Genomic DNA, 14,104 nt, shown 5'->3' on the forward strand with positions numbered 1-14,104 from the left:
ATTGGTTTTAATGGTAAAGTCGCAACAAAATTACTTCAAACCCTAGGAATAGCAAACATAAAATGATGCAATACTTCCACAAGGAAATCCCTTGGTTGTTTTCTGTAATTTCTTGACTTAATAGTTCGTTGCTAGTATTGAGGATCGAATACCTGTTCATTCCATTCTGATCCAATTCATTTCTCAATTCCTCAGAGTTGTAAAAGTGCATAGAAGATTCTCTTCGATCATAATTAAAACTAACGCCATTAATCGGTTGTTCCGAATCGAAGATGGAATAATTGCCTGCTGCAGGGATCTGACCATGGGTAAATAATGCCGTTTCTCCATTTACTTTTCGCTGCTCTGGTATAAAATCTACTTGTTTACCTTTTATAGAAAGAGGCGTTTCACTTTTACCGATAGCTTCCGCTTCCAATTTATTATTGTCGCTTAAAAAGTAAAATAAAGGATGTGTTTTCTGACTTCTCAAAGCGATATTGTAGAGGGTAGGAACGAAAATGGCGTGTTCTGTAAAATTACTCGATGCTGTTTCTAAATCCGTTGCCAAGACATAAACGTTTCCTTTCTCAAAATTAGATCGAATTAAAAATGGCTTTCTATTTTGCAACCGCAGTAAAACCTCACCAGTTGATCTCAATTCAACGTATTTGGTAACGATTGGAAGGTTTAAATTCTTAGGAACATTATCAAATACATTCTGATAAATAGGAGCTTCAGTATTTATGTAATCGACTTTAGAAGCTCCGGTTACCATCTTTCCGGATGTCATTGAAAAAGCCAATAAAGCAGATTCTGTAGTCGTTTTTTCAGCTGTAGAACTCGCAATAAATAAGCTACCTCCATTGCTGACAAATTTTTTCAATTCTTGAATTAATCCACTCGAATAATTAGAGATGCCATTCACTATGATCAATTCTTGCTGATTAAAAGATGAATAATCGACTTGATTTTTTGACGTCTGAATCAATGTAAAATAATCATCTCCTCCAAACAATGCATTGAGTGCTTTGCTTGATTCTGATTCATTTATAACCATGACGTTAATGTTCTCTTTCAGGGTGTAACTAAAGTAGAAATCATCGTCGAAAGTGATGGGGTAGTCTTTAATACTAATCTTAGCGGATTGAATTCCTTTTTCAGAATTGGTATAACTTAAGGTATCCGTGGTACTTTCATTTGGTCCAATGTTGAAACTTCCGGGAGTTTTAGTTTGTCCATTAATTTCTAGTCGAATGGGAATATTTTCATAGTTCTTATCAGAAGCGTTGGTAATCTTTACGACCATTTTTTCGGTACCATTTCCTTGTCTAAAAGGGCTATAGAACCAGCAACTGTCTATAAAAAGGTTAGAAGCAATGGTAGATTCCATGGGTACAAACGTCAACGGAATTAGTGTGTCAAGCTTTAATGCTGAAATTGTTGATGTAGACTTCTGAAAATCTGAAACGACATATAACTGTTTGTTGGGAGCATCATTGGCTACCAATATGTCTTTCAATCGTTGTTCTATTTCTGCAATGGTTTTTGTAGCGGGACTTAAATTCACCGCTTGAATCAATTCTATAAATTGTTCTTTGTTGACCGCACGTTGATGCTTCCCTTCAAAATCATTGGTGAGCAAAACAAATTGATCATCCGGTCGATAGGCGTCTAAAATACTTAAAGTCTTATTTTTGGCTAGGTCTAATAATTGACCATTGTTACTTTCAGCTTGCATGCTAAAAGAATTGTCAAGGTAAATTCCAACTAGTGAGCTTCCAACTTTTGGCGCAGAATTGCCTGAAGGCAGAATAGGTTGAGCAAATGCAAACACTAAAAATGAAATGGCTAGAATTCGACTCAATAAAACCAATAAATGCTTGAGTTTATTGGCCGACTGTGTCTCTTCTTTAATGTCCTTTAGAAAACGAATATTGGTGAAATAGACAGTTTTGTATCTTCTAAAATTAAATAGATGAATGATGATAGGAATCGCAATGGCGATCAAGGCGTAAAGGAAATTGGGGTATACAAACGTCATCAAAGGTCGAAATTACAAATTAGTACCCAGTTGGACACTAATTTTTTTGATGAATTTGAAACCATTGTTGTGCAATGATGGTTTTTGCATCTTCAAAAGTAGAATTTAAGAAGGTAGTCGCATCCATTCTAATGAGTTCGATGTTTTCGTTTTCATCTTCAACTCCACCACCGGCACTGGTTTGGTTGCTCACTTCAGCGTAAAAAAGGGTCATCTTTTCTGTCACTGGTCCAGGAGTCGTGTAGAAATTTGCGATTTCTTTGATGGAATCTGTTTGGTATCCTATTTCTTCTTCAATTTCTCGCTTAGCGGTAGTGATGGCAGACTCCCCAATAACGTCTCGTTTTCCAGCCGGAATTTCTATGATTTCTTTTTCAGCGCCCACTCGATATTGCTTCACTAAGATAATTTGCTTCAACCGTGTATCCCATACCAATGCTGCAACTGAATCAAATAGATTAAACTGTTCTCGGTCTATTATTTTACCGCTTGATTCATCTTCCAATTGAATTTTATATAGCTCATAAAATCCTTTAAAAACCGACTTTTTTTCTCTTATTTTCATTCCTATTGGTATCTTTAACGTTTTTTTAAAGCAAAGTTAAGCTAATTAGAAGCAAATAATTGAAGCTAAATCAGATTGATGATGGAAGTTGAAACACTAGATTTTGAAGATATTAGGCCACTACACGACAGTGAGGTAAAGGAAGGCATAACGCGCTTATTAGCAGTAAAAGAGTTTCGCGGAATGGTGGAATACGCTTTTCAAGGTATGGTTCCTTTTGAAAAGGTAGTGGAGCAATTAAAAAGCATTGAAACAGTGAAACAATTTCAAAGTGGCCTAATTACGAAGATGCTCGGTTTTGTCATTCAAAAAACCTCTGATTCATTTACTTTTTCAGGACTAGAAAACATAAAAAAAGACAAGGCTTATCTGTTTTTATCTACCCATAGAGACATTGTGTTGGATTCAGCTTTGATGAACCTAACACTAAACGACAATGGCTACGAAACGGCTCGAATTGCTATCGGCGACAACCTTGTGAAGGAACCTTGGATCAATGATTTGGTAAGGCTGAATAAGAGTTTTATTGTAAAGAGAGGAAAACAAGGAAAGGACAAAGTAATTGCATCTATTCAATTATCAAATTATATCGCACATTCCATCAATACAGATCACCAAAGCGTTTGGATTGCTCAGCGTGAGGGAAGAACGAAAGATGGAATTGATAAAACGCAACCGGGTTTAATCAAAATGTTGTCCATAGCTGGCCGTAAAAGTCCTGTAAAGCATTTACAGTCATTGAATATAGTTCCAGTTTCTATTTCTTATGAATACAATCCATGTGATGCCATGCTATTGCCAGAATTATTGGCAAAAAGCGAGGACCGAGAATACATTAAATCTCCTATGGAAGATTTGATGAGTATGATGAAAGGGATAGAGGGGAAAAAAGGTCGCATTCATATCCACTTTGGGAAACCATTGAACGAGAGTAGTAATAATTTGGAAGATGTAGTAGAAGAGAAGTTTGTAAGTCAAATAGTCGCTTTAGCGGATCATGAAATTTATCATACTTTTAAATTATGGCCGACCAATTATATTGCATGTGATTTGTTAAAAGGATCTCAAAATTGGAGCAAGGAATATTCTGAAGAAGAGAAAGCTACGTTTGAAAAAGTAATGACGAAGAGAGTTGGTTCAGTAGAAGGAGATGCCGACAAATTACGCGAGTTGTACTTAAAAATGTACGCCAATCCTGTTATCATGAGGATGACGGATGTAAACGAATCGGAATAAATTAATTCAATACTTTTCGAATACCGATAAATACCAATATAAAAGCGGAATAGTAAATGAAGAAAGGGATGATGTATGCTCCTAAATTCATTGCCAACATTCCACCCATTATCAACAATTGAAATCCTAATCCGAAAGTAGAAACCGCTGTCATCAACCAATTGGGAACGTCTTCATCTTCAGAAGCAGATCTGTCCAATTGATAAATAATCCGATCGAACAACGAGTAAAATAACTGGTACAAGGCAAACAGCACATTTACATTGCGTTGCTTTTCGCCTTTTAATGCTTTAGGTGCTTTTAGCTCAAATACTCGACTAGTGGTATCTCCATTATGTTTATTTCTAAGAATCACATAGTAATAATTGTACAACGTACCTTGTAATTGCAATCCAATAAAAGCTAAAATAGTCAGGAAAAATGACGAGCCTGTAATGTATTGAATAGTGAGCAATAGCAGTAGGTTTAGGATAATATCTGAAACAGAATCTAAGTATCTACCCACATAAGAAGGTTGTTTTTTTAATCGTGCCAATTCGCCGTCTGCAGCATCCAAAATACTCTTTAGAATTAAGAAAAATGCAGTTGCCCAATAGTATTCGTGCAACATACACACAATGGCAATAATTCCTGATACAACAAATGCCAATGTAACGTGAATGGCTGTAAAAGAGGTGTTTTGAAGTGACTTCGCAATAACTCTTGCGACTGGTCTTCCGTAATCGGACAAATCAAAGAATTGATTTTCCTGAGGTAATTTGGACATGATAAAAGCGACGCACTTGGAGGGGTTAAAGCTACTACGACTACACGCACGCTTTCTTAGTTATCCTTGTACATTTGATTGCGAAATTACGACGGAATTCTCAAATATTTAACAATCTAAAAGTTAAACTGCAATCGAACATTCAGTTGCCTCGAAGTTAGGTAGTTTGGAACTGCATATTGCCGATTACTTACATCCGTTACCCACAAATATGAAATGGTGTTGTTTCGTTGCAATAAGTTAAACACTTCTGCACTTAGCCAGATACTTTTAAAATGTCGGAAAGGATTCTTTTCGGAAAGTACTCGTTTTTCAGATTTTAACAATTTTGAGAAACCGATGTCTACTCTTAAATAAGAAGGAATTCTCAACGTGTCTTTATAGCGCTCATTTGAAGGCGGTCCAAATGGCAAACCTGTGGCAAAATGAAAGGTCAGGTTTGCTTTTAAAGTGGGGTTCTTTGGCAAATAATCTTGGAAGAATAAACTAAAGTTGAAACGGTGGTCTGTTGGACGAGGAATATATCCAGGCTCATGACGAATACTATATTTTATAGTATCATTAAATGTAAAGTTTGGAATTATCTTCTCATCTTCAGTGTTATAATTATCTATATAAAAGTCATCAAGAATGTCTTCTTCCGTTTTCATTAACCCAATTGTCGCCCAAGATTCTACGCCTTTTACGAACTCCCCATTTACTTTCATATCCACACCAGTTGCATAAGCGTTGGCATTGTTCTCAGCATAATAACGAATTCTAACGTTATCAATTTCGTAAGGGATTACATTGGTCATGTGCTTGTAATAAATTTCTGTTGTCCATTTAAATGGACGATCCCAAGCTTTAAAATTATAATCAATTGCTCCAACGACTTGAATGGATTTTTGAGACTTAATGTTTTCATTCAATTCACCTTCAAAGTTTCTCAACTCTCGGTAAAAGGGTGCTTGGTAATAATAACCGCCCGAAACTCTAAATAAATAATCTCTTTTCCAGTTTGGTTTGATGGAAAAACTAGCTCTAGGACTTACTACATTGTCATTGTTAAAAGTCCAATAATTTGTTCGTATCCCTGCGGTGAAAGCTATTTCGGTCGTATCTTTTAATCGGTAAACCCAATTTCGTTGAATGTAACCAGTAACCCGATTGGAATTGATTTCGTTTCTTGCTTTATAAACGCTACTTAATTCTAACTGCTGATCCCTAATCTTTTGAATTGTTGTAAAGTCCGTAGAATCATAACCAATGTAATCTCTTGGGTGAGGGAGTGAATAGCCAGCTGAATCTATCATGTTCCATTCACTCAATTTATCTTTGATCATTTCGCGTTGCAATTTAGCTCCCCATTCCCAAGAACCATGATTGACAAACATCTTACCTTTATGTTCTACATTGACAACGCTCACTTCAAGCGTATTCCGAGCGTGATTTCTAAAACCACCAACCCCACGATTAAATGCGACATCGCCAAAATTATCACTACCTAAATCTCTTTCAAGCTCATCAATGTAATATTCACCCAACACATCAAAAGTTTCATCTTCATATGCTTTGTATGCCGAGGTGATCAACTTCAAAGAAGTACTCGCATTTGGTTTATATTCATTGCTAATTGCACCAAAATAAGTTTCATACCGATTCAATTCTTGACCTTCAAAATAAATCGTCAATCTCAACGCCTCATTAACAGTTCCAAATTCGGTGGTACGAGTCTGCGGGATAAAATTGTATTCGTTCCTAGAAATATTACCCAAAAAACCAATTTCCCATTTTTCAGAAATGTCATAAGTAATATAGGTTTGGGCATCAAAAAAATTAGGACGGTATTGGCCATCAGTATCTAAACTTCCTAAAACATAACGGTTGGTACGGTAACGAATTCCCGCCAAATAAGTCAATCGGTGATTACTATTAGAACCTTCTAAATGCATGCTAGCTCCTTGTAAACTTCCGGTTACAGATCCGGCAAACTCTTTGGGCTCTTTGTATTTAATATCCAATACCGATGAAAATTTATCACCGTATTTGGCATCAAACCCACCAGCAGAAAATTCTATTTCTGAAACCATGTCAGAATTGATAAAACTCAATCCTTCCTGTTGGCCGGATCGAACTAAAAATGGACGGTAGATTTGAATATCATTGACATAAATTAAGTTCTCATCGAAATTCCCACCTCTTACAGAGTATTGGCTGCTTAACTCATTATTGGAAGTTACACCTGGAAGCGTTTTTAAAATGGATTCAAAATTTCCTGAAGGGTTTGGAATTAGGTTAACGGTTTTTGGATCAATTCGCTGCATGGTCGAAGTTCGATTCCGTTCTTCTTGAATACCCACCTCATTTATTTCATATGATTTAGACGCAATTGTAGCGTTTAATTCCTTTCTTTCACCTTCTTTGAGATTGATGGAGTAAGTTTGAATAGAATAACTAATGTGGGAAACAATAATCGTTAAGTTCTTATTTGCAGGAACATCCAATTTAAACGCTCCTTTAGAGTTTGATGTCGTACCGCCAGACTCCCCTTTTACGGAAATATTTGCAGCAAAAATGGCCTCCCCATTTTCATCTGTAATTACACCATAAATTTCAGCCAACTGCGCATTTGCAATCAATGTGAAGCCAATCAATATAAAAAGTAGAGCGCATTTTTTTAACATCGGAGGCAAAAGTAGTAAAATCAGGGAATGTAAACTTTAATTTAATTGATGTAAAAACATTAGCAATACTGTTTTTATTGTACAGCAGTGGTGCTTACTTTTACTCCATGGTTAAAAATTCAGAAATAAGTCGATTCAATGTGCGTGTTTATGGTGTTATTTTTTCAGACGACAAACAAAGCATTTTGGTTTCAGATGAATTTCGTTTTGGACGCTCTTTTACCAAATTTCCAGGAGGAGGGTTAGAATTTGGAGAAGGAGTATTGGATGCATTAAAAAGAGAGTTTCAAGAAGAGATGGAAATCGAAGTTCTCAATGCTTCCCTATTTTATATCAATGAAAAGTTTCAAGATTCCGCCTTCAGTAAAAAAGAACAATTGCTGTCCATTTATTACATTATCGACGAGTACAGTGGTCAATTACCTGGCATTTCAAAAAGTCGTTTTGACTTTGAACCAATAGAGGAAGCCCAATCTTTTAGATGGTTAGAAATTTCAAAAATGAAAGGAGACGAATTTACTTTTCCTGTAGACAAAGTAATTTGCAGTAAAATTAAATTGCTATAATTTAGGTTGTTGTAAATTAAAATGGAAACTTTCTAAACTCTTTTGTTCAACAATCATTATTTATTTTACCTTTGCCGCGTTATTGGTTTTTGACCCTCACGGGTCGGAATTAAAAGGGAATTCGGTGTAAATCCGAGACTGTTCCCGCAGCTGTAAGCTTCAATAACTCTTTTACAACCCTTTGCCACTGTCCGCTAACACCGGATGGGAAGGCCGTTAAAAGAGGAAGTGAGTCAGAAGACCTGCCTATAACTTATAATGCTTTCGGGATAAAAGTGAAGTATAGGTTATTTGTCCGCCATTTAGGGTAATCTTTCTTTTCATTTTCCCGGTTTAAAAATTTAATAATCAACAAATTAATTTAAACCGATGAGAAAAATCGTACTATTTTTTGTGGTAGCTGTAGCTGCTAGTTCTGCATTTTCGCAGAAAGTAATCCTTGTAAATGGAGGCCAATATGGCAACAACTCCAGTAATGTGAATGTAGTCACTTATGATGTGGCTTCAAAAGTGTACACCACCATTGATACCATTCAAACACAATCAGTTCAAGAACTTTTAATTGATGGGAATATAGCTTACGTGGCTGCCCAAGATTCAATAGTTGCTTATGATTTAACAACCGATAAAAGAATTGCAGCTAACACGTTTGCTGGCTTAAGTACCAAAACCATCTTGGTTTATAACAATTATTTGTTAGCCGGAAATTGGTACGGACAAACTTCAAACAACTTATACATCTATGACAAGAATACCTTAGCGCTTGTAGATTCAGTTCCTCAAATCAGTAAAGGCGTATCGAGTATGTTAATTTATGATACCACTTTATACATCGCTCAAAATTATTCCACCATTGGTTACACTGATTCTGCCGGATATTTAGCAGTAGTAAATTTAAATACAATGGATTATGTGAATGATATTGTATTCAATAACAATGGGGAAGATTTAGGTCACTTAATTCAAGACCCAAGCGGAAATGGATTAATGGCGATTAACTCCGTGTCTAATACCATTTCGTATTACAACTACTTTTTCCCACTTACTTCAACTGATTCTATTGGTTTTGACATTTCAGCAAATGTTTCAAAGCAGACGATTTTTAATGATACTTTGTTTTTAGAAATTAACGATAGAATAGGTGCTTATAATTTATTAGGTCGATCAATTATCGATACCAATGTGGTGGATTATAATTCAATTGCTTTTACTTATGATACACTAAACGGATTATTTTACGCCACAGCAAGCGACTTTTTTAGCTATTCTGAGGGAAAAATATACGATAGAAGTGGAGCGTTGATTGATACCATGATTGTTGGTTTTTCTCCTGAAGTGATTGGAATGTACTACAACCAAACAACAGGTGTTAGCGAGCAAATTGCTGCGCAGTTGAACGTGACTGTTTACCCAAACCCAACCGCAGATTATATTACTGTTTCTTCTAAAAATAACGAATCATCGATGCAGATTAGAATAATTGATCTCAATGGGAGAGTCGTTTATGATGGAAATAAAACCAGTAGTTCTGATTTGAAATTGGATTTGTCATCTTATCCTTCAGGGACGTATTTGTTGATGGCATTGTCTGGCAAAAATTATACTGTTCAGAAAATAATTAAGAACTAATGAAATACTTAATCAATATACTTTTATTGATGAGTTCAACTGTGCTTTTAGCACAAGGTCCTTATGCACAGCGAGCTGGTTTGGCGGGCAGCAGCGCAATGCATAAAGATTCTTCTGCATTCGTAGGTTGGGCGAATCAATGCATAATCCAAAGAGGTCTGCAGGATACTGCAGACGCCTCTTTTGGTTATGCTTCAGTTGGAACAGCTTCTTCAGCAATTGGAAAAGCTGGTTTAAACGGAATTGTTAGTTTGGGGGATGGAGGCAAAGCTGTTTTACAGTTTGAATATCCGATAACAGATGGAATAGGGCCTGACTTTGCCGTGTTTGAAAATTCTTTTTCACCAACTTTCTTGGAATTAGCATTTGTTGAAGTGAGCTCAGATGGTCAAAATTATTTTCGATTTCCTGCTCATTCATTAACAGATACCACACAACCTATTGGTGGTTTTGGAGCAGTTGATCCGACAAACATCAACAATCTAGCAGGTAAATATGTGGCCAATTATGGAACTCCATTTGATTTGCAAGAGCTTCCAAATTCACCATTGCTAAATAAGAGTGAAGTCACTCATGTTCGTTTGATTGATGTGGTTGGAACCTTAAATGATCAATATGCTTCTTACGATACAGCAAATAGAGCGATACAAGATCCATATCCTACGCCATTTGCTTCGTCTGGATTCGATTTAGATGCTATTGGAGTCATTCATTATAAAGTGACTAGTTTGAATGAGAATAAGCTGCGTGTTGTTTCAGTATATCCAAATCCAATAGAAAATAAAATCAATATAATTGGGTTGAAAAAAATAGTAGACTATCAGCTGACCAATGCATTTGGAAAAAGGATTCAATCTGGAAAAGTGCTGAATCAAATTAATTTTGAAGGAATTGATTCTGGAATCTACTTTTTGAATTTAATTGATAATCAACACTCACAAGTTTTAAAAATCATTAAGCGATAATGTTTCGATTACTCACAATATCAGCAGTATTGTGGATTGGACTTTCACCTCTGAAAGCTCAATTTGGAGTAAACGATACCACCAAAATAAAGGAGGTAATTATCGAGAGTTTTCCTGCTATAATTTCACCTGAAACCGCATTTAAATCTGTGGAAATTGATTCTGTCGCGTTGAGTGACAAGAGCAGCGGAAACCTAGCAGATGTGCTAAATGAACATTCTACGATTTTTGTAAAATCATACGGCAGTGGGGGATTGGCCTCTGTTTCATTCAGAGGGACTTCGGCATCTCACACCATGTTGCTTTGGAATGATATACCAATCAATTCATCGCTTAACGGGCAAGTTGATTTTTCATTGATTCCTTTGGCTTTTTTTGATGGAGTAGGCATCGATTTCGGAGCTGCCAGTTTAGATAAAAATGCCGGAAGTTTAGGGGGAAGTATCAACTTAACGAATAGTGTAGACTATAAAAATCAACTTTCAATCGAGGCTCAGCAGCGGTTAGCTAGTTTTGGAAATAGTGGAACTTCATTCATTATTAAAGGCGGAAATACTAAAGTACAAGCCCATTTGAGGGCATTTTATAAAACAGGCGAAAACGATTATACTTATATTAATAAAGGGAAAGAAGGTTTTCCTGAAGAGCAATTGAAAAATGCTGCCATTCAACAATACGGAGTCATGGGTGAAATTTTTTACCTCCTGAATCCAAGGAATGAACTTCGAATCAACGGCTTTTATCTTGCTGCAGATCGAGAAATTCCAGCCATAATGCTGATCAATAACAACAAGGAGGGACAGCAAGATTATTCCAATCGGCTAGGAATTAGCTATACGTTAAGAAAAGACTTGTGGCAATTTAATTTTAAAAGCAACGTGTTTGATAACCAATTGAATTATGAGAATCGATTACTTCAAACTAGTTCATCAACAGCATTTAAAGGAATAAAAAATATTGCGACTGCTAGTTTTCAACCGTCTACTAAACACAGTTTTAAAACCAAGCTTCATTATGATTATGATGTGGCAGAAAATAAGGTGTATCAAGAAAATAGACGATTGGAGCGACGCTCATTTTTTCTAAATTATTCCTATTCTCCAACCAAACGAATTATCCTTTCTGCCTTAACTAGAATGGAATCTGTTTCTCGACAACCTGCTTTGGTCTTGCCTGCTTTTGGTGCTTCCTATCAATTGTTTAAGAAAAGCAATTGGTTGGTTCGATTGAATCTATCTAAAAATGCCAAATATCCAAATTTGAATGATTTGTACTGGAATCCTGGAGGTAATGAAGATTTGAAAGTGGAGAAAAGTGAAGCCATTGAAATTGGTTTAGCCAATAAATCTCTAAAAATATCTGAACAATTAAAATTGGAAGTGAATGCGAATGTGTTCTACCTAAGAATAGAGGATTATATCCTTTGGGAGCCCTCGGCTTTCGGCTATTGGAAATCACGAAACATTGAAGAAGTTCAAAGCAAGGGAGTAGAGCTAAATATAGGATTGAAAGCTAAAGTTGGAAATGTAAAAAACAGAACGATAGCTCAATATGGTTACACTTCATCCATAAATAAAAAGGTGAAACAAGTCAATGATGCTTCAGTGAATAAGCAATTGATTTATGTGCCAGAACATGCATTTAATTTAAGGTCCACCTTTGAGTGGAAAGAATGGGGAGTGACATATCAGTTAAATTACAACGCTGAAAGATATACTGCTACTGACAACAGCGAGTTTCTTCCCTTTTATACATTGCACAATTTACAAGTGCAGAGGCAACTATCCACTAAGAAACATCGTTTCGTAATTATGGCAGAAATAAATAATCTACTGGATAATAACTATGAGGCGATTCAATGGCGACCAATGCCTGGTAGAAATTATGGAATTACCATTAATTATCAATTTATAAAATAATGTCAAAAAGCTTACTTTTTTTATTTCTGATTGCATTATTATTTGCTTGTAAAACTGAAAAGGACAAAGGAATTCAACCCATTGCTAATGAAAGTGGAGTGGATGTCATTATTTTGAATGAAGGGAATTTTGGTTCTGGTAATGCTTCTATAGATTGGTACAACAGTTCGGAGAATAAAATATATGATCACGTTTTTAAATCCAATAACCAAAATAGGCCAATAGGTGACGTGGTTCAATCCATGCAGATAATAAATGACAAAGGATATATTGTGGTCAATAATTCACAGAAAATTGAAGTTGTTAACCTATCAGATTTCAAATCTATTGGCAGTATTCAAGGATTAAATTCTCCGCGATATATTTTACCAATTAGCGCAAAGAAAGCATATGTTTCAGATTTGTATGCTGACGCCATTTCTGTTGTTGATTTGGAAGATCGGATAGTAATAAAAACTATTCCGACAAATGGGTGGACCGAACAAATGGAACGCATCGAAGATACGGCCTACGTCTGTGACTTAACAAACAATCAATTACTTTTAATCGACTTAACAAAAGACTCCATTTTCAAACGAGTTCAATTGATTCGGCAACCAGGGTCAATGATTAAAGATAAAGATGATAATCTGTGGGTGTTGTGTAATGGAGGTTTTGATGAAGTGATTCCAAAATTATATCAAATTAATTCTTCAGGTAGTATTCTACAAACACTTAGTTTTAATGTAGTAAGCGAATATCCATCTCAATTGATAACGAATCAAACCAAAGATGAACTTTACTTTTTTAATAATGGGGTATTTCGGATGTCTATCGCTGATGGAAGTATCCCAAGTCAGCCCATTATAGAAAAAAATGGCCGGCTTTTTTACAGTATGGGACTACATCCTACATCAAACGAACTATATATTGCTGATGCTATTGATTATCAACAAAAAGGATTGGTTTATCGGTATGCATTAGATGGCACAGAAATCAAAACTTTCCATGCGGGAATTATTCCTTCTGGATTTATTTTTATCCCATGAAAAAACGAATTGCATTTTCTTGGAGCGGAGGAAAAGACTCAGCTCTAGCGCTTTACTTTTTGTTAAATGACGATTGGTATGACGTTGTTTATTTAATTTCAAATTTCAATTCAGATGGCAACTTAAATATGCATGCCGTATCAACTGAATTGGTTCAAAGACAGTCTGAAGCAATTGGAATTCCATTAATTGAGGTCCATGTTGAAAACAATGAAAATGGGACTTATGAAAATGCCATGAGAGAAACACTTTTAAGTCTTAAAGAAGAAGGCATTGAGGAAGTTGCATTCGGAGACATCTATTTAGAAAACTTGAAAGAATACCGTACAAAACGTTTAAAAGAAGTTGGAATGACCGCAGTTTTTCCGCTTTGGAATAAGAAGCCTGAAGATTTAATTCAGTTATTTTTGATGTATAATTTCAAGTCCATTACTTGCTGTGTGAACGAGACTTTGCTTGGGTTACCCTTTATCAATCGAGTTATTGACTTTAAATTTATTGAAGAACTTCCCGAAAATGTGGATGCATGTGGAGAAAATGGGGAGTATCATTCCTTTTGTTTTGATGGTCCTATTTTCAGTAAACCAGTAGACTTTAATATCGAAGAAAGTCGGATAAAAGAATATGAATTTAAAATGGCTGATGGAACTGTTGTTCAATCAACTTATAGATATAGTAGCTTAATTGCTTAAAATTAGTAGTTTAAAAAACCTTATCAAAACTGTTAAATCAACGTGATAT

11 protein-coding genes and 1 riboswitch are annotated in these 14,104 nt (G+C 35.6%); of the genes, 7 read left to right on the forward strand and 4 right to left on the reverse strand.

Annotation, left to right across the window (positions count from 1 at the left end):
- Positions 1 to 7: 7 nt before the first annotated feature.
- Both ACTB0X_RS12655 and ACTB0X_RS12660 read right to left on the reverse strand, forming a co-directional pair.
- Positions 8 to 2,023, reverse strand: a complete 2,016-nt coding sequence (locus ACTB0X_RS12655) for a BatA domain-containing protein (protein ID WP_463025401.1) — start codon at positions 2,021 to 2,023, stop codon at positions 8 to 10.
- Between the two features lie 37 nt (positions 2,024 to 2,060).
- Positions 2,061 to 2,588, reverse strand: a complete 528-nt coding sequence (locus tag ACTB0X_RS12660) for an NUDIX hydrolase (protein WP_463025402.1) — start codon at positions 2,586 to 2,588, stop codon at positions 2,061 to 2,063.
- A 78-nt stretch (positions 2,589 to 2,666) separates the two neighbouring features.
- Here ACTB0X_RS12660 and ACTB0X_RS12665 point away from each other — a divergent pair, with 78 nt between their 5' ends.
- Positions 2,667 to 3,824 carry a 1-acyl-sn-glycerol-3-phosphate acyltransferase gene (locus ACTB0X_RS12665; RefSeq protein ID WP_463025403.1) on the forward strand — a complete coding sequence of 386 codons (1,158 nt, stop codon included), beginning with the start codon at positions 2,667 to 2,669 and terminating at the stop codon, positions 3,822 to 3,824.
- Position 3,825: 1 nt separating this feature from the next.
- On the opposite strand, the gene ACTB0X_RS12670 is transcribed toward ACTB0X_RS12665, so the two are convergent.
- Together ACTB0X_RS12670 and ACTB0X_RS12675 are read right to left on the reverse strand one after the other, a co-directional pair.
- A complete protein-coding gene (locus ACTB0X_RS12670; RefSeq protein WP_463025404.1) occupies positions 3,826 to 4,590 on the reverse strand; it encodes a CDP-alcohol phosphatidyltransferase family protein in 765 nt (254 codons plus the stop codon).
- A 116-nt stretch (positions 4,591 to 4,706) separates the two neighbouring features.
- Positions 4,707 to 7,256 carry a TonB-dependent receptor gene (locus ACTB0X_RS12675; protein WP_463025405.1) on the reverse strand — a complete coding sequence of 850 codons (2,550 nt, stop codon included), beginning with the start codon at positions 7,254 to 7,256 and terminating at the stop codon, positions 4,707 to 4,709.
- 107 nt (positions 7,257 to 7,363) lie between these two features.
- Here ACTB0X_RS12675 and ACTB0X_RS12680 point away from each other — a divergent pair, with 107 nt between their 5' ends.
- From ACTB0X_RS12680 to ACTB0X_RS12705, 6 genes are all read left to right on the forward strand, one after another.
- A complete protein-coding gene (locus tag ACTB0X_RS12680) occupies positions 7,364 to 7,822 on the forward strand; it encodes an NUDIX domain-containing protein (protein ID WP_463025406.1) in 459 nt (152 codons plus the stop codon).
- Positions 7,823 to 7,888: 66 nt separating this feature from the next.
- Positions 7,889 to 8,086, forward strand: a riboswitch (cobalamin riboswitch).
- Positions 8,087 to 8,191: 105 nt separating this feature from the next.
- Positions 8,192 to 9,451 carry a T9SS type A sorting domain-containing protein gene (locus ACTB0X_RS12685; protein ID WP_463025407.1) on the forward strand — a complete coding sequence of 420 codons (1,260 nt, stop codon included), beginning with the start codon at positions 8,192 to 8,194 and terminating at the stop codon, positions 9,449 to 9,451.
- Positions 9,451 to 10,416 carry a T9SS type A sorting domain-containing protein gene (locus ACTB0X_RS12690; RefSeq protein WP_463025408.1) on the forward strand — a complete coding sequence of 322 codons (966 nt, stop codon included), beginning with the start codon at positions 9,451 to 9,453 and terminating at the stop codon, positions 10,414 to 10,416. Before ACTB0X_RS12685 ends, ACTB0X_RS12690 begins: the two co-directional genes overlap by 1 nt.
- Positions 10,416 to 12,335: a TonB-dependent receptor plug domain-containing protein gene (locus ACTB0X_RS12695; RefSeq protein WP_463025409.1), complete on the forward strand. Its 1,920-nt coding sequence runs from the start codon at positions 10,416 to 10,418 to the stop codon at positions 12,333 to 12,335. Before ACTB0X_RS12690 ends, ACTB0X_RS12695 begins: the two co-directional genes overlap by 1 nt.
- Positions 12,335 to 13,363: a DUF5074 domain-containing protein gene (locus ACTB0X_RS12700; protein ID WP_463025410.1), complete on the forward strand. Its 1,029-nt coding sequence runs from the start codon at positions 12,335 to 12,337 to the stop codon at positions 13,361 to 13,363. The genes ACTB0X_RS12695 and ACTB0X_RS12700 overlap by 1 nt, the downstream gene beginning before the upstream one ends.
- A complete protein-coding gene (locus ACTB0X_RS12705; protein WP_463025411.1) occupies positions 13,360 to 14,055 on the forward strand; it encodes a Dph6-related ATP pyrophosphatase in 696 nt (231 codons plus the stop codon). The genes ACTB0X_RS12700 and ACTB0X_RS12705 overlap by 4 nt, the downstream gene beginning before the upstream one ends.
- Positions 14,056 to 14,104: the final 49 nt, after the last annotated feature.

This window comes from Acidiluteibacter sp. (assembly GCF_055129545.1).